This window comes from Amycolatopsis sp. NPDC051106 (genome assembly GCF_040682775.1).
Taxonomy (GTDB): Bacteria; Actinomycetota; Actinomycetes; order Mycobacteriales; family Pseudonocardiaceae; genus Amycolatopsis.
Genome location: NZ_JBFBBQ010000035.1, coordinates 36,715 through 60,054 on the forward strand (window position 1 = coordinate 36,715; position 23,340 = coordinate 60,054).

Consider the following 23,340-nt stretch of genomic DNA (forward strand, 5'->3'; position numbering starts at 1 on the left):
ATGGTGCGCGCGGGCATCCCCGCAGTAGGGCTGGCCCTACCCACCTGGGACTAAAGAGCTGGCGCGACGCGTTATGATGTACAGGTTGTGTCCCACCAAGGGGGTGAACGGTTTCGACTTTGGACGTTGATTCAGGAGAAGCGTGCCGGTGCAGGCGAGAGACCACCGTTAAGCGTCATCGCAACCAAATAAGCGCCGACTCCAGTCAGCGCGAGTACGCCCTCGCCGCCTGAGCGAGTGCGTCTCTGTCGGCCCGGGTTCGCCTCCGGCCCGGGTACCGGCATCAGCTAGGAGGCTCAGCGACTGTCCCGGCCACGGGGAACAGTCGTGAAGCAAACAGTGGCTGGGCTCGTCACCTCGGCTTGTTCGCGTGACTGAGGGAGCCAAGCAGAGACGTAGCGGACTGCGCACGGAGAAGCCCTGTTGATACGCCAGAGGACCCGGGTTCAATTCCCGGCACCTCCACCTTCGAGAAGGCCCTCGCTCCTTCGGAGCTTGGGCCTTCTCTTCGGTTTCGTCCATGTCCTCTGGGGGTCGAACCCCCAGACCCCCGCCAGGCAGGCTTCGCCCCCTGGACCCCCTCCCCGGGGGCTTCGCCCCGGGACCCTGCTTTTCGGGCTTCGCCCTCTTTCCGGGGGCTTCGCCCCCTGGACCCCGCCTTTGGGGCTTCGCCCCTTGCCCCCGTCCCCCGGGGCTTCGCCCGGGCCCTGCCTTTCGGGCTGCGCCCTCTCTTCGGGGGCTTCGCCCCTCGCCCCCTTTCGGCTCCGGCTGGCGCCTCGCCACAGCCCGCGCCGCTGCTTTTTGCGTGCCCGTAGGCAAGTGGACGCGCGTACACGCACCGACGCGGACCCAGACTCCCCCGCACCCCGATCCGAAGCCAGAACACGGCCGGCAGTGCCGGGTCAAGGCACGCTTTCCCGCCTTGACGCGGTGCTGTCGGCCGTAGTCACAATCAGGGCTTCGGGGTGCCGGAAGGGCTACGGGACCCGCCAGGTGCGCGAGCCGACGGTCCGGGTACGCAAGCCGACCGTCTGGGTACGCGAGCCGACCCGCCAGGTGCGCGAGTCGACGGTCTGGGTGCGAGAGCCGACCGTCTGGGTGCGCGAGCCGACTCACCAGATACGCGAGCCGACGGTCTGGGTACGCGACTCGACCCGCCAGGTACGCAAGCGGCCCGCCGGGGTACGCGAGCCGACCCGCCAGGTACGCGAGCCGACCGCTGGGATACGCGAGCCGACGGTCTGGGTGCGCGGGTCGGCCCGCCGGGGTACGCGAGCCGACCCGCCAGGTACGCGAGCCGACCGCCGGGATACGCGAGCCGACCGCCGGGGTACGCGAGCCGACCATCCACCCTCGCCGCCCCACCTCCCGCATGCCCCCGGCCAGCAGCGCCGGCTACCGCTCCAGCCCCCTCCCTCCCTCCCTCCGAACTCGGCCCGGCCCCATAACCAACTATCCGTCTACCTGCTACTCCATCCCTTTAGCCCACCCGAGCGGACAGCCCCTAACCCACGCCACACGCCGTGTTCAGGGGCTTGTGATGGGGCCCACTTGTGGGTGAAGTTTTTGTGAGTGTCATGCTTAGGACCCGACCATGGCTCCGCACCCGTGGAGTCGGAAGTAGGTGGCCAGATGACCTGGGCCCGTTCCAACGGCAGCTCGACCGCCAATGATGAAGACAGCCGGATGGGCGTTATCCGGGCCGAGGAGGCCGTGAGGCTCGCCGAACAGAACGATCGGGCCGTCATCACCGTGGCCGGGCACTCCTCCAACGTCACTGACTGCACCGAGCTTCTTGCCATGCTCGGGCTCGATGCCGGGCGACGGCACAAGATCGCCTGATCACACCAGGTCCGCTACGTGGACCACCTTGTTACGACCCGTGGCCTTCGCGTGGTACAGCGCCGTATCCGCCGCGTCCAACAGACGCTGCAGGGAGGTCCCTGCCTTCGGGTAGACCGCCATGCCGATCGAGGTCGACAGGCCCGTTATCGACAGCTGGCCCGCCGGGACCGTCAGGGCCGCGATGGCCCGGCGGATGCGCTCTGCCACCGCTCCGATGTCCGGGTGGGCGATGCCCGGCAGCAGCACCACGAACTCTTCGCCGCCGAAGCGTCCTACCGCGTCGCCGCGGCCGCGGACCGCTGAGATGATCGCCTCCGCCACCGCTCGCAACACCGCGTCGCCCGCCAGGTGGCCGTAGGTGTCGTTGACCTGCTTGAAGTGGTCGAGGTCCAGCATCAGCAAGCCGAACGTCGAGTGCTGGCGCGCGGCCGCAGCCAGGGTGCGCTCCGCCAGCGCGTGCCAGCCGCTCGTGTTGTACAACCCCGTCTTCTCGTCGCGGTGGGCCGCCACCTCCAGCTGCTTCACCAGCACCGTCCGGTGCAACAGCAGCAACGGCGGGAGCACCAGCACCACCAGACCCGGCAGCATCGCCAGCGTCACCGCGTTCAGCGCGCCCAGGCAGAGCGTCGCCACCTCCAGGCCGTTGTCCGACCACGTGCCGAACAACGCCTCCGGTGTGCGGCCGACCTCGCGGCGAGCCGGGAGCACCAGCAGGGCGTTGACCACGAAGAACGTCGCTCCGGCCGCCGCGATCGCGAACGTTCCGGCCCAGCCGTGCGTGAACGCCGAGCGCACGTCCGGCGCGCCTGAGAGCCGCAGGACGGCCTGGGCCGCGTAGCACGAGAGCAGGATGATGGCCGCGTTGCTGACCGTCCTCGACACCGGCACCCGCTGCAGGCGGTACCAGCTGCGGATCGCCAGGTGCGCGTACAACCCGCAGACCAGCACCGCCAGCAGCACCGGCGGCAGCAGCAGGACGCCGGCGAACGTCCACACCGACGTCATGTTGATGTGCGGCGTCCCCGACACCCGGCGGCGGATGCGCTCGACCCGGCGGCCCGTCTCCGACTGGACCACGCCCAGCACCAGCAGCACCACCAGGATCAGCAGCGTCCGGCGGTCGACGGCGACCGGGAACGGGCGCAAGGTGAGGACCACCGCCACCGCTTCGCTCAGCAGGCAGTAGACGACCACCCTCGGACCCTGACGCCACAGCGCCCAGCCCCGTGGAGCCACGAGGACGTCACGAAAGCGGGATATACCGCGCGGGGCTCCGGCGCCGGTCTGCATACTCATGGTGTCCGGCCGGTGACGGAGCCGGTCCGGCCCGAAGAGCCGAAGGGAGGCGCGCCATGTGCGGACGCGACAACTGAGGTCATGGTCCCTCCAGCCCGACCCGGCGCCACGCCCTCGCGATCGGCACGGCCACCGCGGCACCCGCCGCCCCGGCCGCGGCGATGGTGTGCGCCGGGCCCAGCACGTCGGCCAGCGCGCCCGCCGCGGCCGCACCGACGCCCTGCACGGTGATCAGCCCCGCCGAGTTCACGCCGGCGCACTGCGCGCGGTGCTCGTCCGGCACCCGCCGCATGAACGACACCGTGCCCTGGATGTTGTAGCCCGTGGCCAGCAGCCCGGACGCCGCCAGCAGCACCACCGACGGCACCAGACCCGGCCGGAAGACGAACACGACCAGCGGTAACCCCGCGGCGATCCCGAGCCAGCCCAGCACACGGACCTGCGCGCGTTCCGGGACCCACTTGCCGAACACGACACCGCCGAGCACGCTGCCCGCCGGGTCCGCTGCCATGAGCAGCCCCACCAGTGCCGCGCCCGCCCCGATCCCGGCCGCGTACGGCGCGGCCAGCGCCTCCGGCACGACGTAGAACCCGGCCAGCCAGTTCAGCGCCACCAGCGTCCGCAACGCCGGGTCACGCCAGATCAGCCGGATCCCCGCCGAGGTCGTCGAGAGCCAGGCCGGCCGGACCGCCTGCGCGACCGCCGCGCGCCGTCGTACGCCAGTGACCAGGAAGATTGCCGAGAGCAGGAACGTCACCGCGTCCAGCGCCAGGGCCGCGGACGGCGCGAGCGCGGCGATCAGCAGCCCGCCCCCGGCGAACCCGGCCAGCTGCGCGCCCTGGATCGTCACGTTCCGCAGGGCCATCCCGACCAGGTAGCGCTCGCCTTCGAGCACCGAGGGCAGCAGCGCCTGCTGCGCCGCCTTGAACGGCCCGCCGAGCGCCGTCATCACCGCGACCAGCACGCACAGCACCCACAGCGGGACACCGGGGATCGCGATGACGCCGACCAGCGCGGCCCGGGCCAGATCGGCCACGACCATGACGTCCCGGCGCGGCCACCGATCGCCCGCCCCGGCGAGCAGGATCCCGCCGAGCAGCGACGGCACGTAGGTCAGGGCGTAGGTGAGGCCGGTCAGCGCCGCCGAGCTGGTGCGCTGGTAGACGAGGACCGCGAGCGCGACGCGGGCGAGCTGGTCACCGCAGACGGACAGCAGCTCGGCGAACCACATCGCCCGGAACTCGGCGACGCCGAGGACCGCGCCGAACCCCACCCTCGTCGACCGTGCGTCATCCATCGCCGGTGCCCCTCAAGACCGCTGTTCAGCCACGGTAATAACCCAGCGGAGTGGAATCGAGCCGTTCGGTGACAGTTGCCCCGATCGCAGCAGCGCGTCAGCCCGGGTGGCCGCCGATGCGGCTGGTCAGCTCGGCCGCCGTCGCGGCTACTTCGGCTGCCAGGTCCGGCCACGTCTCCGGGCACGGTTCCGCCGTGCAGTGGTGGCGCAAGGTCACGCTGATCGCCGCCAGGGGGCGGGCGCCGTGGTCGAAGACCGGGGCTGCCACCGAGGCGAACCCCTGCGTGACGTGGCCGTCCTCGACCGACCAGCCGAGGCGGCGCTCCGCCGTCAACGTCCGGCGCAGCTCGGCCAGGGTGCGCGGCCCGCGGCCGGTGCGGAGCACGAACGCCGACGCCGACGGGAACAACGCCCGGACGTGCGGTGCCGGCAGGTGGCGCAGGATCGCGCGGCCGGACGCCGTCAGCTGGGCCGGCAGCCGGACGCCGACCTCGGTCACCAGCGTCTCCGGGCGGGCCGGGCGCTCCTTGATCAGGTACAGGGACTCGTTGCCGTGCAAGACACCCAGGTGCGCGGTGTGGCCGGCGCGGTCGACGAGCTTGCGCAGCAACGGCCCGGCCAGGCGTTCCAGAGGGTCGTGGCGCAGGTACGCCGAGCCGAGTTCGAACGCGGCGATGCCCAGTCCGTAGCGGCGTTCCGCGGGCAGGTGCACGACGAAACCGGCCGCTTCGAGCTCGCTGAGCAGGTGATAGGTCGTCGAGCGGGGGAGCCCTGCTTCGCGCGCGATCGCCGACGCGGTCACCGGGCCTGGACGGGTCGCCAGCAGGCGCAGCACCGCCAAGCCGCGGCGCAGCGCCGGAACCTCGCTGCTCTCGCCCACGGCTCACCTCCTCAAGCGCCCCAAGGCGGCCTTGGTTGCGTCTCACGCACCGAAGGCCGCCTTGGGTGCGTCTGACGCACCGAAGGCCACATTGGGGCGCTCGGGGCCAGGGTAGCTCCGGAGTCTGGGATATCAGACAGAACCACTCGGTGGGGCACTCCACCAGCGGTTCCGAAGGGGTGCAATGAGCCCATGCCGGAAAAAGTGCTCCTGGGCCCGGAACCGCTGACCGCCGCCCAGGTCGTCGACGTCGTCCGCGGCCACGCGCCCGTCGGGCTCACGGACGCGGCCGAGAAGAACCTCGCCGCCACCCGCCAGCACATCGAGAACCTCGCCCACGCCGTCACGCCCACCTACGGCGTCTCGACCGGCTTCGGCGCGCTCGCCACCCGTCACATCCCCGTCGAAAGCCGGACCGCGCTGCAGCGCAGCCTGATCCGCTCGCACGCCGCCGGGGCCGGGCCCGCCGTCGAAACCGAGGTCGTGCGCGGCCTGATGCTGCTGCGCCTGCGGACCCTCGCCAGCGGCTACACCGGCGTCCGCCCGGGCACCGCGCAAACGCTTGCGGCCCTGCTCAACGCCGGCATCACCCCGATCGTCCACGAGTTCGGCTCCCTCGGCTGCTCCGGTGACCTCGCGCCCCTCGCCGCCGTCGCGCTCGCGATGATGGGTGAAGGCGAAGTCGTCCACAACGGCGTCACCAAACCGGCCGAAGAAGCGCTGAAGCAAGCCGGCATCGAGCCGGTCGTCCTCGCCGAGAAGGAGGGCCTCGCCCTCACCAACGGCACCGACGGCATGCTCGGCATGCTCCTGCTCGCCGCCGCCGACCTGCACCGGCTGTTCGACATCGCGGACCTCACCGCCGCGATGAGCGTCGAGGCGCTGCTCGGCACCGATCGCGCCTTCGCCGCTGACCTCCAGGCGCTGCGCCCGCACCCCGGCCAGGCAAAATCCGCCGCGAGGATGTGGCAGGCGCTGCAGGGCTCGAAGATCGTCGAGAGCCACCGCGGCCCGGACTGCAACCGCGTCCAGGACGCCTACTCGCTCCGCTGCGCCCCGCAGGTCCACGGCGCCGCACGCGACAGCCTCGCGCACGCCGAGCTCGTCGGCGACCGCGAGCTGATGTCCGCTGTGGACAATCCCGTCGTCCTCGCCGACGGCCGCGTCGAGTCCAACGGCAACTTCCACGGCGCGCCCGTCGCGTACGTGCTGGACTTCCTGGCCATCCCGGTCGCCGACGTCGCCAGCATCGCTGAGCGCCGCACCGACCGGATGCTCGACAAGGCGCGCTCCCACGGCCTGCCGCCGTTCCTCGCCGACGACCCCGGTGTCGACTCCGGCCACATGATCGCGCAGTACACGCAGGCCGCGATCGTCAGCGAGCTCAAGCGGCTCGCCGTGCCCGCGTCCGTCGACTCGATCCCGAGCAGCGCCATGCAGGAGGACCACGTCTCCATGGGCTGGTCGGCCGCGCGGAAGCTGCGCAAGGCCGTCGACGGCCTGACCACCGTCCTGGCCATCGAGCTGCTGACGGCGGCCCGCGCGCTGGACTTCCGGGCGCCGCTCGAGCCGTCTCCGGTCACCGGCCGCGTCCGGGACCTGCTCCGCACGAAGGTCGCGGGCCCCGGCCCCGACCGGCACCTGGCGCCCGAGATCGCGGCCGCCGAAGAACTCGTCCGCTCCGGCGCCGTCCTCGACGCCGCCCGCCTGGAGGTCTGAGAATGTCCCGCGTAGTCCGTGCCGCCCGCGGCACCCAGCTCACCGCCAAGTCGTGGCAGACCGAAGCCGCGCTGCGGATGTTCCACAACAACCTCGACCCCGACGTCGCCGAGCGGCCCGAGGACCTCGTCGTCTACGGCGGCACCGGCAAGGCCGCCCGCAACTGGGCCAGCTTCGACGCCATCACCCGCGAACTGACCACTTTGGACGTCGACGAGACGCTGCTCGTGCAGTCCGGCAAGCCGGTCGGCGTGTTCCGCACGCACGAATGGGCGCCGCGCGTGCTCATCGCCAACTCGAACCTGGTCGGCGACTGGGCGACCTGGCCGGAGTTCCGCCGCCTCGAGCAGCAGGGCCTGACCATGTACGGCCAGATGACCGCGGGTTCGTGGATCTACATCGGCACCCAGGGCATCCTCCAGGGCACGTACGAAACGTTCGCCGCGGTCGCGAAGAAGAAGTTCGGCGGGTCCCTGAAGGGCACGCTCACCGTGACCGCCGGCCTCGGCGGCATGGGCGGCGCGCAGCCCCTCGCCGTCACCATGAACGACGGCGTCGCCCTGGTCATCGAGTGCGACCCGCAGCGCGCGCACCGCCGCGTCGAGACGCGCTACCTCGACGAGGTCGCGGACAACCTCGACGACGCGATCGCCCGCGTCACCAAGGCCAAGCAGGAGAAGCGGCCGCTGTCCGTGGGTGTCGTCGGCAATGCCGCCGAGGTGCTGCCGGAACTGCTGCGCCGCGACGTCGAGGTCGACATCGTCACCGACCAGACGTCCGCGCACGACCCGCTTTCGTACCTGCCCAAGGGCGTCAGCGTCGAGGACTGGCACGACTACGCGGCCAAGAAGCCCGACGAGTTCACCGACCGCTCGCGCGAGTCGATGGCCGACCACGTCGACGCCATGCTCGGCTTCCTCGACAAGGGCGCCGAGGTCTTCGACTACGGCAACTCCCTGCGGGGCGAGGCGAAGCTCGGCGGCTGCGAGCGCGCGTTCGACTTCCCCGGCTTCGTGCCCGCCTACATCCGGCCGCTCTTCTGCGAGGGCAACGGCCCGTTCCGCTGGGCCGCGCTCTCGGGCGACCCCGAGGACATCGCCGCGACCGACCGCGCGATGCTGGAATTGTTCCCCGAGAACGAATCCCTCGCCCGCTGGATCAAGCTCGCCGGCGAGCGCGTGGCCTTCCAGGGACTGCCGGCCCGGATCTGCTGGCTCGGCTACGGCGAACGCCACCTGGCCGGGCTGCGGTTCAACGAGATGGTCGCCAGCGGCGAGCTGAAGGCGCCGGTCGTCATCGGGCGCGACCACCTCGACTCCGGCAGCGTCGCCTCGCCGTACCGCGAAACCGAGGGAATGGCCGACGGCTCCGACGCGATCGCCGACTGGCCGCTGCTCAACGCCCTGGTCAACACGTCTTCGGGTGCGAGCTGGGTGTCGATCCACCACGGCGGCGGCGTCGGCATGGGCCGGTCCATCCACGCCGGGCAGGTCAGCGTCGCCGACGGGACGCCGCTGGCCGCGCAGAAGCTGGAGCGCGTGCTGACCAACGACCCCGGCATGGGCGTCATCCGGCACGTCGACGCCGGCTACGACCGCGCGGCCGAAGTCGCCGACGAGCGCGGGGTGCGCGTGCCGATGCGAGACAACGCGTGAGTGCTTCCGGTTTCCTCGCCGAGATCGGCGACGTCGGACGCGACCCGAAGCGCGGCGGCTACTCGCGGCACGCGTTCGACGGGCCGGAACAGGACCTGCGCGCGTGGTTCGTCGAGCGCGCGCTGGGCCTCGAACTCGACGTCGAGACCGACCGCAACGGCAACATCTGGGCCTGGTGGGGCCCGCCGGGGCGGGGCGCCGTCGTCACCGGCAGCCACCTCGATTCGGTGCCCGGCGGGGGCGCGTTCGACGGCCCGCTCGGGGTCGCGAGCGCACTCGCCGCCGTGGAATCCTTGCGAGCCAAGGGGTTCCGGCCGCGCAAGCCGCTCGCCGTCGTGGTGTTCGCCGAGGAGGAGGGCGGCCGCTTCGGTGTCCCGTGCCTCGGCTCGCGGCTGCTCACCGGCACGATCGACGTCGACAAGGCGCGCGGCCTGCGGGACGCCGACGGGGTCACGTTCGCCGAGGCGGCCGCGAAGGCCGGCTTCGATCCCGCTCGAATGGGACCGGACCCGGAGCGGCTCGACCGGATCGGCCGGTTCGTCGAACTGCACGTCGAGCAGGGGCGCGGGCTGATCGACCTCGGTGCGCCGGTCGCCGTCGGGAGCACGGTGATCGCGCACGGCCGGTGGCGGTTCTCCTTCGCGGGACAGGGCAACCACGCCGGCGCGACGCTGCTGGCCGACCGTGCCGACCCGATGCTGCCCGCCGCCGCGACCGTCACCGCCGTCCGGCGGCTCGCCTCGGGTGTGCCGGACGCGCGGGCGACCGTCGGCCGGCTCGTGCCGACACCCGGTGGGACCAACGTCATCGCGTCCACTGTGGACCTGTGGCTGGACGCGCGGGTGCCCGGCCAAGGCACGCCGGGGCTGGTCGCCGAGATCAGCCGGGCGGCATCGGACGCGGCGGAGGAGGAAGGCTGCCGGGTCGAAGTGACGCGCGAGTCCTATTCCGGCGATGTCGTCTTCGACGACGCCCTTCGGCATGACCTCGGCGGCTGGCTCGGCGGGCCGCCGGAGCTGCCGACCGGCGCCGGCCACGACGCAGCCATCCTGGCGGGGTTCGTCCCGGCCGGGATGCTCTACGTGCGCAACCCGACCGGGATCAGCCACTCGCCGGAGGAGTTCGCCGAGGCCGGCGACGTCGAAGCTGGTGCCGCGGCGCTGGCCACCGTGCTGGAGCGGCTGTCGCGATGACGCTCAACCCGCGGGGGCGCCCCCCGTTTCCAGCCTATCGCTCGGCACCGACAGTTTTCTGGTGCGAACAGGCCTGGCTGCCCGGCGGGATCGCCCGCGGAGTGCGGATCGAGGTCTCGGACGGGCGGATCGCCGCTGTCGTGCCGGACTCGCCACGCGCCGGAAACGTCCTGAGTGGACTGACTTTGCCCGGGTTCGCGAACGGTCACTCGCACGCGTTCCACCGGGCGTTGCGCGGCCGGACGCATCACGAGCGCGGCACCTTCTGGACGTGGCGCGAGCGGATGTACTCGCTGGCCGCGCGGCTCGACCCCGACACGTACTACCGCTTGGCACGCGGGGTCTACGCCGAGATGGTGCTCGGCGGGTACACGAGTGTCGGCGAGTTCCACTACCTGCACCACGCCCCCGGCGGGAAGCCGTACGCCGACCCGAACGCGATGGGGGAGGCGCTGCGCCAGGCCGCGGCGGACGCCGGGATCCGGCTGACGCTCCTGGACACGTGTTACCTCGCGGGCGGCATTGGCGTCGAGCCGGACGAGGTCCAGCGGCGGTTTTCCGACGGCTCGGCCGACGCGTGGGCTTCGCGCGTGGCCGCGCTCGAGGAAGATGGCCTGTTCCGGGTCGGCGGCGCGATCCACTCCGTGCGCGCTGTCCCCGAAGACGAACTGTCCGAAGTGGACAACGCCGTGCCGGAAACCCGGCCGCTGCACATCCACCTGTCCGAGCAGCGAGCCGAGAACGAGCAGTGCGAAGCGGCCACCGGGTGGACCCCGACCGGGCTGCTGTGGGACAACGGCGTACTCGGCGAACGGCTCACCGTCGTCCACGCGACCCACCTCACCGACCGGGACGTGCGGTGGCTCGGCGAGTTCCGGGTCGGGGCGTGCTTCTGCCCGACGACCGAACGCGACCTCGGCGACGGCATCGGCCCGGCCCGCGCGCTGCGCGATGCCGGGGTGCGGCTGAGCATCGGCAGTGACTCCAACGCCGTCGTCGACGCCTTCGAGGAGACGCGGGCGCTGGAGCTGGACGACCGGCTGGCCAGCGAGGAGCGCGGCCGGTTCACCGCCGAAGAACTCCTCGAAGCGGGCACCGACCACTCCGCGATCGGCTGGCCCGAGGTCGGTGCGCTCGCCGTCGGCCGGGGCGCGGACTTCGTCACGGTCGGCCTGGACTCGGTCCGGACGGCCGGGATCGAGCCGTCCGGGGTCCTGTTCGCGGCGTCCGGGGCCGACGTCCGGCACGTCGTCGTCGCGGGCCGTGAAGTCGTGCGCGACGGATCGCACCTGCTCATCGAACGGCCGGAAACCGTGCTGGCGAAGGAGATCGAGACGCTGTGGCAATCCTGATCACGGGCATCGGCGAGCTGACGACGAACGATCCCGAGCTGGGTCGCCTGACCGACGCGGCCCTGGTCATCAACGACACGAAGGTCGCCTGGGTGGGGCCGGCGGCCAACGCCCCGGACGCGGACGAGCGCGTCGACGTCGGCGGCCGCGCGGTGCTGCCCGGCTGGGTCGACAGCCACACGCACCTCGTCTTCGCCGGCGACCGCACCGCCGAGTTCGAGGCGCGGATGGCCGGAAAGCCCTACACGGCGGGCGGAATCGCGATCACGGTCGGCGCGACGCGGGAGGCGTCCGACGAGCAGCTGGCGGCGAACCTGCGTCACCACGTCGACGAGGCGGCTCGGCAGGGGACGACCTGCCTGGAGACCAAGACGGGCTACGGCCTGACGGTCGCGGACGAGGCCCGGAGCGCCCGGATCGCCGCGGAGGTGGCCGACGAGGTCACGTTCCTCGGTGCGCACCTCGTGCCGCCGGGCGCCGACGCGGAGTCCTATGTGGACCTGGTGTGCGGCGAGATGCTCGACGCCGTCGCGGGGAGCGTGCGGTGGGCGGACGTCTTCTGCGAGACCGGCGCGTTCGACGAGGCGCAGTCGTCGCGGGTCCTGAAGGCCGCGGCCGGGCGCGGGCTCGGTCTGCGCGTGCACGGCAACCAGCTCGGCGAAGGCCCGGGCGTGCGGCTGGCGGTGGAGCTCGGCGCCGCGAGCGTCGACCACTGCACGTACCTTTCGGACGCCGACGTCGAGGCACTGGCCGCTTCCGGCACGGTGGCGACTTTGCTGCCGGCGTGCGACTTGTCGACCCGCCAGGCCCTGGCGCCGGCGCGCCGGCTGCTCGACGCGGGCGCGACCGTGGCGCTGGCGAGCAACGCGAACCCGGGCAGCTCGTACACGACGTCGATGGCGTTCTGCGTCGCGACGGCGGTGCTGCAGATGCGCATGACGGTCGAGGAAGCGGTCTGGGCGGCGACGGCGGGCGGGGCGAAGGCGTTGCGCCGCGACGACGTCGGCGTGCTGCGGCCCGGCGCGCGGGCGGACGTCCATGTCCTCGACGCGCCTTCGGTGACGCACCTGGCCTACCGGCCCGGGGTGCCGCTCACGAAATCGGTGTGGCGCGCCGGAGTTCCGGTGCGCTAACGTCGGGCGCGAGGACGCGCGAAGACACAGTCCGGTATGGGTTAGTCCGGGCGGCACCAGCAGGCTTACCTGTGCGTCCCTTCCTCGGAAGCGACGAAGGGACAGCTGTGTCTGTGATCATCATCGGTGCCGGTCTGGGCGGCCTGAGCCTCGCCCACGGGTTGCGCCGCGCCGGAATTCCGTGCCAGGTCTACGAACGCGACGAGTCGGCCGGTGCGCGGAAGCAGGGCTACCGGCTGCACATCGGCGGCGCCGGCGATGCGGCGCTGAGCGAGGTGCTGCCTCCGGAGCTGCACGAGCTCTTCCGCGCCACCGCGGGCCGGGCGCTGCCGCACACGAACGTCTACGACGACCGGTTGCGGCTGCTGACCCGCCTGGAAGACGAGGGCACGCACCTCAACATCAACCGCTTCACGCTGCGGCAGATCCTGCTGCACGGCCAGGAAGTCCGCTACGGCAAGCGATTCACGCACTACGAGACCGACGATGACGGCGTGACAGCGCATTTCGCCGACGGGACCGCCGCGCGCGGCAGCCTGCTGGTGGGCGCGGACGGGATCACCTCGCCGGTGCGGCGGCAGTACCTGCCGCACGCCCGGGTCGTCGACGCCGGGCTCGTGCACCTCTACGGCCGGATCCCGCTCACCCCGGAAACCCGGGCGCTGTTCGAACCCGAAATGTTCGCGGTGTTCTCCATGATGCTGGGCCCGGACCGCACGATGGCCGGCTTCGCGCCCGTCGACTACCCAGAACCGGTCGCCGACGCGTGCGCGCGGCTGGTGCCGGACCTGCGGCTGCGTGACGACCGGCCGTACATGACCTGCTCGGGGCCCGCTGGGAAGTCGTCGGCCACTCCGAGGCCGAACTCGCCGCGATGACCCCGGGCGACCTGCAGAAGGTCGCGCTCGGCCTGGTCGACGGCTGGCACCCCCTGGCCCGCGCGATGGTCGGGCACTGGGACGTCCCGGCGACGTTCCCGCAGCCGATCCGCACGAGCGTGCCGATCGGGCCGTGGGAACCGTCGCGCGTGACGCTGGTCGGTGACGCGATCCACGCGATGAGCCCGGCCGGCGGCGCGGGCGCCAACACCGCGTTGCGCGACGGTGCGGCCTTGGCGTCCGCGCTGGCCGGGGCCCCGCTGCTCGAGGCCGTGGCGGCCTACGAGACTGCGATGGTGGGCTACGGGTTCGCGGCCGTGCGGGAGTCCGCCGAAAACGGCCGCCGGTACCTCGGGCAGAACCCGCTCACAGCGGAAGCGTGAACGGCGTGCACGTCGGCGTGTAGGACGCGTCGAGCGCGTGCAGGATCAGGCCGGTGACGTTCGGGTCGACCGCCTGGCTCAGGTGCCCCGAAGCGTCGGACGGGCAGAAGTCCTGCAGCACGATGTCGGTCGCGCCCGGCTCGTTCAGGATGCCGCTCGTGTACGGCGTGACGACCTCGTCGTACTTGCTCACGATGCTCGTGTACGCCGGCCCGGCCACGTGCACGCCGCCGCGGGCCAGGTCGTCCAGGAACGCCGAGGGCGCCAGGTATTCCGTGCACGCGCCGCACGCCGTGCGAAGAACCGTCCCCAGCCCGGGCACCGACGTCAGGAGCGCCTTCGCCAGCGCGTCGAGGCCACCGAGCGTGGTGCCGCGGTAGTTCGCGCCGAAGCCGACGAAGTGCGCGACCTTCGCCGCGCCGCCGCCGTACTTCAGGTAGTACGCGGGCATCGTGCTGCCCTCGGAGTGCCCGACGATGTCGGCCTTCGCCGCGCCGGTCGTGGCGCGCACCCGGTCGACGAACCGGCCGAGCTGCGCGGCGCTGTCGCGCATCGACGCGAGGCCGCCGACGCCGGGGCCGAGGATGCCGGTGCCGTACGTCAGCGAGAAGACGCAGTAGCCCTGGGTGGCGATCTTCGGTGCGTGGAAGAACCAGTTGACGGTGTCGTTCGCGCCGAGGCCGTGCACGAGCACGACGGGTTCCGGGTGCGCGGCCGACGGACGGCAGCCCCAGTCGTTCCAGCCGCTGCCCGGCGCCGCCTCCGCGACCGCCGGAGCGACCGCGCCGAAGGTGAGCGCCGCGGCGAGCACGGTCAGGATTCGCTTGGCACCGCCGTTGGTGACCCGCATTCCGTTGCCTCCAGTTACCCGTCAGTACGTGACGCAGATCATGATCGGTCACATCCCGCTGGAGGCGAGCTGGGAGAACGCTCAGAGTCGCTCGGTGTTCGTTGTGATGGGTGACGACGACGGCTTGCGGGCGCCGACGACGATCCCGGCCGCCGCGACCAGGCCGCAGAGCCACGCGAACCAGTCGCCGAAGCGGGCGTAGAGGGTCTTGCCCGGCCCGACCGGGACGTCGGCGACGACCACCGTGAACGGGCGTCCGCCGGTGTGGGCGTCGGCGAGGACGTGGCCCTGCGCGTCCGCGATCATCGGTGTGCCGCGCGCCGCGCTCCACGCCACCGAGAAGCCGTTCTCGACGCCGCGGACCAGGGCGGTGCGACTGTGCTCCCAGCCGTCGACGTCCTCGTCGGACGCCGGGATGAGGACCAGGCCCGTGCCGGCTTCGCCGTACTCGCCGCTGGGGCCGGCGAAGTTGACGTCCATGCACACCATGAGCCCGATCCCGGCGAGGTGCGCGAGTGCGGTGCCGGACGCGATGTTCGGCGAATCCCCGTTGTGCCACTTGTGGTATTCGACCGGAGTGCCGGACGGCGGCACGGCGAGAGCCGCGTTGAACCGGCCTTCGGGGGTGGTGTCGAGGACGCCGGTGACGACGTCGAGATTGCGCACCCGGGCGACTTCCGTGAAGGCCTCGACGAGCCGGGGACGACTGGCCTGGTCCACCGCGAAGGCCGCTTCCGGCAGCACGACGGCCTGGACGCCGTCCGGCAGCCGGCGGATCTGGTCCACATAGGACTGGATGAGCGCCTGGCCGTCGGGTGTGGCGACGTCGACCGCCCAGCGGCTCTGTCCCGGCGCGACCAGGGCGATCCGCGTCGAAGGCCCGGTGGGTGCCGGAACGCTCCAGAAAACGAGCGCGCCCAGCGCGGCGGCCACGGCGACCAGCCCGGTCAAGCGGGACCGGGCGCGCACGCCGGGGGCGAGCGCGGCGGCGACGGCGGCCGGGACGAACAGCACCAGGAACTCCACGCCCCAGCCGCCGGTGACCGCGGCGAGCCGCAGGACGTCCGGCCGGTCGGCCTGGGTGGTCATCAAGGTGCCCATGAGCCCGGTCTGGTTGAGCAGGGAAACGCCGTAGAGCGCGACGGTCCACAACGCGGGGGCGGCCAACGCCGCCAGAAAACCGTGGCCGCGGCGGACCAGCAGCCGGAACAGCCCGGCGGCCAGCGCGAACAGGAGCGCGCTGCCGCCGAGGATCCCGATCGCCGCGGGGCGCGGGACCGCCAGCGAGTGCCAGAAGTAGCTCCAGCTGCCGGCGCTGCCCGCGAGGTACGCGATGAACGCGCAGCCGAGCGCGGGCACGCCGGGGACGCGGGGCGCGAGCAGGAGGACCGGCAGTGGTGCCAGCCACGCGAGCTCGGGCACCGGATCCAGGCCCGTGCCGAAGAAGAACAACACGGCCGACGCCACCGTCGCGACGACCGCCCACCCCAGCTTGTTCATCCCTGCCCCTTTCGTCCGGCATCGACCGTCGCAGGTGCCGGCGCCGGCCGCACTGGGCTGGACTACCGCATTGGGGGTGAGGCAGACCCCACCTGGTTCATGGAGAGTTCAGGGAGCTGTCACTCGACAGGGATCGGAGCGGCTCCTGTTGATCAGTAGCGTTGCTAACGAACCACCTCCGGTACCGGAAGAGGGCCGCCATGGACTTCTCGCTCATCGTGCTGGTGGTGATCGTCGCGGCGCTGGCCTTCGACTTCACCAACGGCTTCCACGACACGGCCAACGCGATGGCCACGTCCATCGCCACCGGCGCCCTGAAACCGCGGGTCGCGGTCGCCGTGTCCGCCGTGCTGAACCTCGTCGGCGCGTTCCTCTCGATCGAAGTCGCGAAGACGATCTCCGGCGGCATCGTCGACGACACGAAGGTGACCCCGGTGATCATCTTCGCCGGGCTGGTCGGGGCCATCGTGTGGAACCTGGTGACCTGGCTGATCGGGCTGCCGTCGAGCTCGTCGCACGCGCTGTTCGGCGGGCTCATCGGCGCGACCTGGATCGCGTCCGGCTCGGACGCCGTCCACTTCGGGAAGGTCGTCGAGAAGGTGCTGATCCCCGCGCTCGCCTCGCCGGTCGTCGCCGGGATCGTCGCGACGCTCGGCACCTTCCTCGTCTACCGGATCACGGCCCGCGCGAAGCAGGGCACGGTGGGCCGGACCTTCAAGGCCGGTCAGATCGCTTCGGCGTCGCTGGTGTCGCTCGCGCACGGCACGAACGACGCGCAGAAGACCATGGGCGTCATCACGCTGACGCTGATCGCGTCCGGCTCGCTCGCGCCGAACTCGGGTCCGCCGCTCTGGGTGATCCTGACCGCGGGCACCGCGATCGCGCTGGGTACCTACCTCGGTGGCTGGCGGATCATCCAGACGATGGGCAAGAAGCTCACGGAAATCCAGACGCCGCAGGGCTTCGCGGCCGAGACGAGTGCCGCGGCGGTCATCCTGACCTCGGCGCACCTCGGGTTCGCGCTGTCCACCACGCACGTCTGCTCGGGCGGCATCATCGGCTCCGGTCTCGGCCGCAAGCTCGCCGAAGTCCGCTGGGGCGTCGCGGGCAAGATGGTCGTGGCCTGGGCGCTGACGCTGCCCGCCGCCGCGATCGTCGGCGCGGTCGCCGCCGAGGTGTCGACGCTCGGGACGTGGGGCACCGTGCTGATCGGCCTCGCCGGGGTCGTCGTCGCGGTGGGCATCTACCTCGCGTCGAAGCGGAACCCGATCAACGCCAACACCGTCAACGAGTCCGAGCCGGTCGCTCAGCCGGCCAACGCCTGAGGAGCGCCGTGCACATCGATTGGGGTTCCCTCGGTCTCGTCTTCGTCGTCGCGCTCGCCTCGGTGGTCGTGCTGACGAGCCTCTTCTCCTTCGCGGTGGTGGGGCTCTCCCAGCGCGAGGCGGCCCGCGAATCGGGTGGCTCGGGCACCGGTCCGCTGGCCGGGGCGGTCCTCTGCTTCGCGCTGTGCCTGGCGATCGTCGGTTACGGGATCTACTTGATCGTCGCCTGAGCGCGTTCCCGGAAGCCGTCCGGGAGCCCGCCGAGCAGGGGCTTGAGCGTCTCGCGGCGGGCGTCGCCCAGGTGGTTCAGCAGGTCGAGCGCCGGGGTCCACAGGTCTTCGTCGGCCCCGGCGGTGGTGATCAGCCGGCCGAGCCGGTGGGCCGGGAGCAGGCCGACGACGTGGTCGATGCGGTTCTTGTCGTCGAGCACGAACGCGATCCGCAGCAGGCCGGGGTCGTCGATCTCCTCGAGGGCCCGCCGCACGGTCGGGTCCGGCAGGTGCCCGACGAACCGGCCGAGGGTGATCCAGTCTTCCTTGCGCGCCAGCTCGGCCGCCACCGCGAGCACGGTTTCCAGGGGGATGCGCGAGATGATCGCGCTCGCCCGCCGCGGGTCGAGCTCGGCCGCGACCTCGGCGAGGAACCGCGGGTGCAGCCGCTTGGCGACGTCGACGCCGCGCGCGACGTCGACCACCCCGGCGATGCGGGCGCAGAGCAGCGGGCCGAACACCTTCTCGGCGATCTTGGCGAGCACCCCGCCGGGCAGCAGCCGCGCGGCCAGGGCCATCCGCTGCAGCACGGCGCCGTTCGCGTCGAACAGCGTGTCGGTGACCTGCACGCGGAACGCCTGCAGGTCGTCGGCGTCGACGCGGGCGAGGTACTCGAGCCGGGCGGGCTCGACACCCAGGACCCGGGCGAGTTTGAGGATCTCCGCTTCGGACTCGTAGCTCGCGGTCACAGCCCGACCGCCTTCCGGACCGCTCCGCGCAGCAACGCGGGGACGTACCGGAGGCCCTCTTCGCCCGCTTCGGCGAGCGCTTTCGCCTGCCGCCTGCGCGCGTCGCGCAGTGCGTCGGCGAGGTCCTGCCGCTCGTGCTCTTCGAGGGCCTCGATGCCTTCGGGGAGGTAGCCGCCCAACTGCTCGGCGAGTGTGCGCTCGGCCATGGTGGATCATGATGCATCATGCGGACATGACCATCGAGACGTCCACGGTCCGTGTCGGCGACCTCTCCGCGTACCTGGCCCGCCCGGCCGGCGGCTCTGGGCGGGGGATGCTGCTCCTGCCGATGATCACCGGCATCGGCGAGCAGGTCCGGGCCTGGGCCGGCGAGCTGGCCGAGCGCGGCATCACGGCTTTGACCTGGGACGTCTTCCACGGCGCGAGCACCGACAACACCTCCCGCGAGGACCTCGGCGCGAAGCTGGGCGAACTGCGTGACGAGCCGGCTTTGGCGGAGCAGACGGCCTTGCTCGACCACCTGCTCGGCGATCTCGGCTGCACGTCGGCCGGGGTCATGGGCTGGTGCCTCGGCGGCCGGTTCGCGCTCCTGCTCGCCGCCCGCGACCAGCGGCTTTCCGGCGTCGTCGCGTACCACCCGACGGTCCGCGAGCCGGCGCCGCCGAACCACGACCTCGACACGGTCGCTTTGTCGACACGGATCACCGCGCCGGTGCTCGTCGCCTACCCGGAGGCCGACACCGTCGTCTCGCACGAGACCTTCGCCCGCCTGCAGACGGCGTTGCAGTCCCGGTCGCGCGGAGCGACGTTCACCCAGCACTTCCCGGGCGCCGAACACGGCTTCAGCGACTCCTCGCGGCACGGCACCACGGTCAACGCCGACGCGTACGCGCTGTCCTGGCCGCAGGCGCTGGCCTTCCTCGACACGCTGAAGGGTTGACTTTCGGCAGTGGTCGCCCGCCCGCGCGGCTTGTAGCTTCGTTCCTGTGCGGGAGGTGACGAAGCGCAGGTGGCGCGTGGTGCTGGACGTGCTCCTCGGGCTGTTCCTGGCTTTCACCGTGGTCGCCGGCACGGTCGAGACGCGGTCCTGGTGGGAGCTGGCCGGCGGTCTCGCCGTGGTCGTGGGCTCGGTGGCGACGGCTCGGCGGTACCCCGGCGTCTCGCTCGGCATCGCCCTGGCCGGAACGCTCGCCGTCCCGTTTCCCTACGGCGACCGCGTCCCGGTGTGGACGGTGTTCGTGCTGGTGGCGATGAGCTACCAGGCCGCGCTGCGGATGGAACGGGTCCGCCCCGCTGCGGTGCTCGGTGGAGCCATCGCGCTGCTGGGCATCCCGGTGTCGCTGCTCGCAGCGCCCGACGGCCTCGGCGACTGGGGATCGATGATGGCGATCCTCGTGTTCGCGGGGCTGTCGCCGTGGCTGCTCGGCCGGTACGTCCGGGTGCGCGGTGAGCTCGCGCGCACCGGCTGGCGCCGGGCCGAGGAGATGGAAAGCAGGCAGCGCCTGGTCGCCGACCAGGCCCGGCTGCGCGAACGGGCGCGGATCGCCAGCGACATGCACGACTCGCTGGGGCACGAGCTGAGCCTGATCGCGGTCCGCGCGGCGGCGCTGGAGGTCGCGAGCGGGCTCGACGACGACCGGCGTGACGCGGCCACGCAGCTGCGGACCAGCGCCGCGGCGGCCACCGAACGGCTGCGCGAGATCATCGGTGTCCTGCGCGAAGACGCCGCGCCGGTCGAGCCGGTGCAGGGCGACCTCGGCGAGCTGATCGCGCGGGCCCGGGAATCGGGGTTGCTCATCGACGCAGAAGTGGACAGTTCGCCTGCGCCGCCGATGGTGGCTCGCGCGGCGTACCGCGTGGTGCAGGAAGCCCTGACCAACGTGGCGAAGCACGCGCCCGGTGCCGCGGTGACCGTGCGGGTGACGAATACCGGTTCGCGGACTTCGGTGAGTGTCGTGAACGCGCCGCGGCCCGCCGGCCCGTTGCCCGGGGCCGTGTCCGGGCACCTCGGGCTGATCGGGCTGCGCGAGCGCGTCCGGCTCGTCGGCGGGACGCTGAGCGCGGGACCGCGTGAGGGCGGGTTCGCCGTGATCGCGGAGCTGCCGCACGGCGCCGCGCCGGTCGAGGAGACCCCGGAACGGCGGGAGGCGGCCGACGACGCCGTCGGGCAGTCGACGTCGGCCCGGGCGCTGGAGCTGGCCCGGCGCGACGTGCGGCGCAGCCTGATCCAGGCGGTCACCATCCCGGTCGCGTTGTTCGGCGTGCTCCTCGCGGTCAGCGGGATCGCGTTCCTCTACCAGTGGAACGGCTCGGAGCTGCCTGGCGGCGCCTACGAGCGGATGCGGGCCGGGCAGTCGCGAGCCGAGCTGAACCTGCCGGAACGCCAGCGCGCGGCGCGCCCGGTGCGGGGCGAGCCGCCACCGGTGCCCGGCGCCGTCTGCGAGTACTACGGTGCCGGGAGATCGTGGCTGAACGACGACTACGCGGCCTACCGGCTGTGTTTCGCCGACGGGAAGCTCGTTTCGAAGATCTGGTTCGCCGAGGGGGATTCGTGATCAGGGTCGTGCTGGCCGACGACGAGGCGATGATGCGGGCGGGGGTGGCGGCGATCCTCGGCGCGGACCCGGGGATCGAGGTCGTCGCCGAGGCCGGGGACGGGCGTGCGGCCGTGTCCCAGGCGCTCGCGACGCACCCGGACGTCGTGCTGCTGGACATCCGGATGCCCGGGATGGACGGGCTGGGCGCGGCCGCGGAGATCCGGCGGTTGCTGCCGTCGACAGGGGTCATCATGCTGACGACCTTCGGCGAGGACGAGTACATCGAGCGCGCGCTGGGGCTCGGCGCGGGCGGGTTCCTGCTGAAGTCCGGTGACCCGCGCGAGCTGCTGGCGGGCATCCACGCCGTCGCCGACGGGGCCGCGTTCCTCTCGCCGAAGGTGGCTCAGCGGGTGATCGCGCGGCTGTCGGGCGGCCGGCTTTCCCGGGCCGCGGCGGCGCGTTCCAAGGTGGCCGCGTTGACCCCGCGCGAGCGGGAAGTGCTGGCGCTGGTGGGATCCGGACTGTCCAATGCGGACATCGCGGCGAAGATGTTCGTCGTCGAGGGCACGGTGAAGGCGCACGTGAGCACGATCCTGACCCGGCTCGGGGCGAAGAACCGGGTGCAGGCGGCGATCACGGCGTACGAGGCGGGACTGGCCGGGGGAGACGAGGCGGCCGCCAGCCGCTGATCGAGGCGCCGGCTCGGGCCGTCAGCTTCGCGGGGACGAGCCGCAGCAGGTTCATGCGCAGGGCCGTGAGCACCGGGCTGGTCACCTGCGGCCCGGCCTTGCCCGCCCGGACCGACGCGCGCGCGACCCGCTGGCTGCGCGGGCGCCGCTGCGCGTCGTAGGCGGCGAGGGCGGCGTCGACGTCGTCCACTGTGGACACGCTGTGGGCCAGCACGACGGCGTCTTCGAGGGCCTGGCAGCCGCCCTGGCCGAGGAACGGCGGCATCGCGTGCGCGGCGTCGCCGAGGAAGGCGACCCGGCCGCGGACGTAGGTCTCCAGGGGTGCGGCCAGGTGTTGGAGGTCGTGGTACAGCAGGGCTTCCGGCGGCGTCGCGTCGATGAGCGCCGGGATCGGGTCGTGCCAGTCGCCGAAGTGCTCCTTCAGGTAGGCCTTGAGGTCGGCCGGGCGGGCGCCCGGCTCGGTGACCGAGGAGGCGAACCAATAGACGTCACCGCCGGTCAGCGGGAGCACGCCGACCTCGGTACCGGGGGCGAAGGTGGTGCTCAGGCCGGGGACCGTCACCGGCCGGGCGATGCCGCGGAACGCCGAGCTGCCGCTGTAAATCGGCCCGGGGTGGTGCGGGAAGAGAGCGCGCCGGATCGGGCTGTGGATGCCGTCGGCGGCGACCACGAGGTCGGCCCGGAGTTCGCCGCCGGCGAAGCGGACGACGCCGTCTTCGGTCGCTTCGGTGACCTCGGTGCCGGTCCGCAGGCAGCCGGCGGGGAGGGCGTCGCGCAGGCCGGCGATGAGATCGGCCCGGTGGATGCCGGCGAGCGGGCGCCCGTGTATGCGCTGGAAGCCGGCCGCGTCCCACCGGGCGACCCACCGGCCGCGGCGGTCGCGGAGGCCGCCCTGGTCCTGGGCGGCCAGGTGCTCTCCGAGGTCGACGCCGAGTTCGTCCAGGCAGCGCAGGGCGTTCGGCCAGAGCGAGATGCCGGCGCCGACATCGCCGAACTCGGGCGCGCGTTCGAGGACGGTGACCGCCCAGCCCGCCCGGTGCAGCCCGATCGCGGCCGCCAGGCCACCGATGCCGCCGCCGACCACCACTGCTCGCATGAGTCCTCCTCTACACCTGTAGAGGACTCTACACCTGTAGAGTGACCTGCGTGGACCGGCTTTCGCAGATTGGTGATGCGGCGATCGAAGTGATCGCGGCCGAGGGCATGCGCGGGCTGACGCACCGCGCGGTCGACCGTTTCGCCGGGCTGCCGCTCGGCTCGACGTCGTACTACGCGCGCACGCGAGCGGCGCTGATCGAGCTGACGATGGCGCGGATGGTGGCGCTGGACCAGGTCTCGCCGCGGCCCGGCGGGCTGGCGGAGTCGATCGCGGGCTTCGCGTTCGAATCGATCACGTCCGGCCGCACCCGGATGCTGGCCCGCTACGAGTTCGCGCTGGAGGCGACGCGGCGCCCGGAGCTGCGCGCGGTCTACGACGAAGGCGGCCTGCTGATCCGCCGCTTGGCGGTGGAGGCCTTGGCGGCCGCGGGTTCCGCCGACCCGGCCCGGCACGCGACGGTGGTGGTGAACTGGCTGGAGGGAACGATCTTCGACTCACTGGCCGGAACGGGTTCTCTTGCACCGCCGAGTTTCGAGGCCTTGGTCGACAGTGCGCGGGAGCTCCTGACTGGGATCGGCGTGGGCTGAATCCGGTTGTCCACAGCCCTGGCGGGATGTGGACAACCGGAGCCCGGCGGCGGTCTTCGGCGGATTTCCGTCGGGTGGCCCGGATACGCTGGAAGCGGGGGCAGCCCCCAGGGAGGGCGGGCTGTGATGGCCGGGCCGTCGTGGCCGCCGCGTTCGCTGCTGAG

The 23,340-nt window shown here is 72.3% G+C and carries 22 protein-coding genes and 1 other RNA gene; 15 read left to right on the top strand and 8 right to left on the bottom strand.

Annotated elements, in window-relative coordinates:
• The first annotated feature begins 99 nt into the window (after positions 1–99).
• Positions 100–468: a transfer-messenger RNA gene (gene ssrA / locus AB0M83_RS25090) on the top strand.
• Positions 469–1,632: 1,164 nt separating this feature from the next.
• On the top strand, positions 1,633–1,842 hold the full coding sequence (locus AB0M83_RS25095) for a hypothetical protein (RefSeq protein WP_364520761.1): 210 nt from the start codon (positions 1,633–1,635) through the stop codon (positions 1,840–1,842).
• On the opposite strand, the gene AB0M83_RS25100 is transcribed toward AB0M83_RS25095, so the two are convergent.
• The 3 genes from AB0M83_RS25100 to AB0M83_RS25110 all read right to left on the bottom strand — a co-directional run bounded on the left by AB0M83_RS25100 (position 1,843) and on the right by AB0M83_RS25110 (position 5,318).
• Positions 1,843–3,039: a GGDEF domain-containing protein gene (locus tag AB0M83_RS25100; RefSeq protein ID WP_364520762.1), complete on the bottom strand. Its 1,197-nt coding sequence runs from the start codon at positions 3,037–3,039 to the stop codon at positions 1,843–1,845. It lies immediately after the preceding gene.
• A 181-nt stretch (positions 3,040–3,220) separates the two neighbouring features.
• Complete coding sequence (locus tag AB0M83_RS25105) at positions 3,221–4,438, bottom strand: MFS transporter (protein WP_364520763.1); 1,218 nt, start codon at positions 4,436–4,438, stop codon at positions 3,221–3,223.
• A 97-nt stretch (positions 4,439–4,535) separates the two neighbouring features.
• Entirely contained in the window at positions 4,536–5,318 is a 783-nt protein-coding gene (locus AB0M83_RS25110; protein WP_364520764.1) for an IclR family transcriptional regulator, read from the bottom strand.
• A gap of 192 nt (positions 5,319–5,510) precedes the next feature.
• Here AB0M83_RS25110 and hutH point away from each other — a divergent pair, with 192 nt between their 5' ends.
• The 7 genes from hutH (at position 5,511) to AB0M83_RS25145 (ending at position 13,631) form a co-directional block, all read left to right on the top strand.
• Positions 5,511–7,037, top strand: a complete 1,527-nt coding sequence (gene hutH, locus AB0M83_RS25115) for a histidine ammonia-lyase (RefSeq protein WP_364520765.1) — start codon at positions 5,511–5,513, stop codon at positions 7,035–7,037.
• A 2-nt stretch (positions 7,038–7,039) separates the two neighbouring features.
• Entirely contained in the window at positions 7,040–8,692 is a 1,653-nt protein-coding gene (gene hutU / locus AB0M83_RS25120; RefSeq protein WP_364520767.1) for a urocanate hydratase, read from the top strand.
• Complete coding sequence (locus AB0M83_RS25125) at positions 8,689–9,885, top strand: allantoate amidohydrolase (RefSeq protein ID WP_364520768.1); 1,197 nt, start codon at positions 8,689–8,691, stop codon at positions 9,883–9,885. The genes hutU and AB0M83_RS25125 overlap by 4 nt, the downstream gene beginning before the upstream one ends.
• Complete coding sequence (locus tag AB0M83_RS25130; protein ID WP_364520769.1) at positions 9,882–11,237, top strand: formimidoylglutamate deiminase; 1,356 nt, start codon at positions 9,882–9,884, stop codon at positions 11,235–11,237. Before AB0M83_RS25125 ends, AB0M83_RS25130 begins: the two co-directional genes overlap by 4 nt.
• Positions 11,225–12,370, top strand: coding sequence for an imidazolonepropionase (gene hutI / locus AB0M83_RS25135; RefSeq protein ID WP_364520770.1), 1,146 nt, complete (start codon positions 11,225–11,227; stop codon positions 12,368–12,370). The genes AB0M83_RS25130 and hutI overlap by 13 nt, the downstream gene beginning before the upstream one ends.
• A gap of 107 nt (positions 12,371–12,477) precedes the next feature.
• A complete protein-coding gene (locus AB0M83_RS25140) occupies positions 12,478–13,248 on the top strand; it encodes an FAD-dependent monooxygenase (RefSeq protein WP_364520771.1) in 771 nt (256 codons plus the stop codon).
• Positions 13,245–13,631: an FAD-dependent monooxygenase gene (locus tag AB0M83_RS25145; protein ID WP_364520772.1), complete on the top strand. Its 387-nt coding sequence runs from the start codon at positions 13,245–13,247 to the stop codon at positions 13,629–13,631. Before AB0M83_RS25140 ends, AB0M83_RS25145 begins: the two co-directional genes overlap by 4 nt.
• On the opposite strand, the gene AB0M83_RS25150 is transcribed toward AB0M83_RS25145, so the two are convergent.
• Positions 13,615–14,481, bottom strand: a complete 867-nt coding sequence (locus AB0M83_RS25150) for a lipase (RefSeq protein WP_364520773.1) — start codon at positions 14,479–14,481, stop codon at positions 13,615–13,617. The two genes, AB0M83_RS25145 and AB0M83_RS25150, sit on opposite strands and share 17 nt — an antisense overlap.
• 81 nt (positions 14,482–14,562) lie before the next feature.
• On the bottom strand, positions 14,563–15,981 hold the full coding sequence (locus AB0M83_RS25155) for an acyltransferase (RefSeq protein WP_364520774.1): 1,419 nt from the start codon (positions 15,979–15,981) through the stop codon (positions 14,563–14,565).
• Positions 15,982–16,181: 200 nt separating this feature from the next.
• On the opposite strand from AB0M83_RS25155, the gene AB0M83_RS25160 reads away from it, so the two are divergent.
• Together AB0M83_RS25160 and AB0M83_RS25165 are read left to right on the top strand one after the other, a co-directional pair.
• Positions 16,182–17,306, top strand: coding sequence for an inorganic phosphate transporter (locus tag AB0M83_RS25160; protein WP_364520775.1), 1,125 nt, complete (start codon positions 16,182–16,184; stop codon positions 17,304–17,306).
• Positions 17,307–17,314: 8 nt separating this feature from the next.
• Positions 17,315–17,536: a hypothetical protein gene (locus AB0M83_RS25165; RefSeq protein ID WP_364520776.1), complete on the top strand. Its 222-nt coding sequence runs from the start codon at positions 17,315–17,317 to the stop codon at positions 17,534–17,536.
• Here AB0M83_RS25165 and AB0M83_RS25170 read toward each other — a convergent pair.
• Both AB0M83_RS25170 and AB0M83_RS25175 read right to left on the bottom strand, forming a co-directional pair.
• Entirely contained in the window at positions 17,518–18,264 is a 747-nt protein-coding gene (locus AB0M83_RS25170; RefSeq protein ID WP_364520777.1) for a hypothetical protein, read from the bottom strand. The genes AB0M83_RS25165 and AB0M83_RS25170 overlap by 19 nt on opposite strands.
• On the bottom strand, positions 18,261–18,470 hold the full coding sequence (locus AB0M83_RS25175) for a hypothetical protein (RefSeq protein WP_086863938.1): 210 nt from the start codon (positions 18,468–18,470) through the stop codon (positions 18,261–18,263). The genes AB0M83_RS25170 and AB0M83_RS25175 overlap by 4 nt, the downstream gene beginning before the upstream one ends.
• 26 nt (positions 18,471–18,496) lie before the next feature.
• On the opposite strand from AB0M83_RS25175, the gene AB0M83_RS25180 reads away from it, so the two are divergent.
• The 3 genes from AB0M83_RS25180 to AB0M83_RS25190 are packed head-to-tail and all read left to right on the top strand — an operon-like array spanning position 18,497 to position 21,490.
• Positions 18,497–19,204 carry a dienelactone hydrolase family protein gene (locus AB0M83_RS25180; RefSeq protein ID WP_364520778.1) on the top strand — a complete coding sequence of 236 codons (708 nt, stop codon included), beginning with the start codon at positions 18,497–18,499 and terminating at the stop codon, positions 19,202–19,204.
• A gap of 46 nt (positions 19,205–19,250) precedes the next feature.
• Complete coding sequence (locus AB0M83_RS25185) at positions 19,251–20,819, top strand: histidine kinase (protein WP_364520779.1); 1,569 nt, start codon at positions 19,251–19,253, stop codon at positions 20,817–20,819.
• A complete protein-coding gene (locus AB0M83_RS25190; protein WP_364520780.1) occupies positions 20,816–21,490 on the top strand; it encodes a response regulator transcription factor in 675 nt (224 codons plus the stop codon). Before AB0M83_RS25185 ends, AB0M83_RS25190 begins: the two co-directional genes overlap by 4 nt.
• Here the strand turns inward: AB0M83_RS25190 and AB0M83_RS25195 are convergent.
• Positions 21,435–22,586, bottom strand: a complete 1,152-nt coding sequence (locus AB0M83_RS25195) for an FAD-dependent monooxygenase (RefSeq protein WP_364520781.1) — start codon at positions 22,584–22,586, stop codon at positions 21,435–21,437. The two genes, AB0M83_RS25190 and AB0M83_RS25195, sit on opposite strands and share 56 nt — an antisense overlap.
• A 50-nt stretch (positions 22,587–22,636) precedes the next feature.
• On the opposite strand from AB0M83_RS25195, the gene AB0M83_RS25200 reads away from it, so the two are divergent.
• Positions 22,637–23,176: a TetR/AcrR family transcriptional regulator gene (locus AB0M83_RS25200; protein WP_364520782.1), complete on the top strand. Its 540-nt coding sequence runs from the start codon at positions 22,637–22,639 to the stop codon at positions 23,174–23,176.
• The last annotated feature ends 164 nt before the right edge of the window (positions 23,177–23,340 follow it).

What these genes read in the sequence shown, in the direction of transcription:
- AB0M83_RS25095 (WP_364520761.1), top strand. Translation starts at nt 1,633, where the DNA reads ATGACCTGGGCCCGTTCCAACGGCAGCTCGACCGCCAATGATGAAGAC.
- AB0M83_RS25105 (WP_364520763.1), bottom strand. Translation starts at nt 4,438, where the DNA reads ATGGATGACGCACGGTCGACGAGGGTGGGGTTCGGCGCGGTCCTCGGC.
- hutH (WP_364520765.1), top strand. Translation starts at nt 5,511, where the DNA reads ATGCCGGAAAAAGTGCTCCTGGGCCCGGAACCGCTGACCGCCGCCCAG.
- hutU (WP_364520767.1), top strand. Translation starts at nt 7,040, where the DNA reads ATGTCCCGCGTAGTCCGTGCCGCCCGCGGCACCCAGCTCACCGCCAAG.
- AB0M83_RS25130 (WP_364520769.1), top strand. Translation starts at nt 9,882, where the DNA reads ATGACGCTCAACCCGCGGGGGCGCCCCCCGTTTCCAGCCTATCGCTCG.
- AB0M83_RS25145 (WP_364520772.1), top strand. Translation starts at nt 13,245, where the DNA reads ATGACCCCGGGCGACCTGCAGAAGGTCGCGCTCGGCCTGGTCGACGGC.
- AB0M83_RS25150 (WP_364520773.1), bottom strand. Translation starts at nt 14,481, where the DNA reads ATGCGGGTCACCAACGGCGGTGCCAAGCGAATCCTGACCGTGCTCGCC.
- AB0M83_RS25155 (WP_364520774.1), bottom strand. Translation starts at nt 15,981, where the DNA reads ATGAACAAGCTGGGGTGGGCGGTCGTCGCGACGGTGGCGTCGGCCGTG.
- AB0M83_RS25160 (WP_364520775.1), top strand. Translation starts at nt 16,182, where the DNA reads ATGGACTTCTCGCTCATCGTGCTGGTGGTGATCGTCGCGGCGCTGGCC.
- AB0M83_RS25175 (WP_086863938.1), bottom strand. Translation starts at nt 18,470, where the DNA reads ATGGCCGAGCGCACACTCGCCGAGCAGTTGGGCGGCTACCTCCCCGAA.
- AB0M83_RS25180 (WP_364520778.1), top strand. Translation starts at nt 18,497, where the DNA reads ATGACCATCGAGACGTCCACGGTCCGTGTCGGCGACCTCTCCGCGTAC.
- AB0M83_RS25195 (WP_364520781.1), bottom strand. Translation starts at nt 22,586, where the DNA reads ATGCGAGCAGTGGTGGTCGGCGGCGGCATCGGTGGCCTGGCGGCCGCG.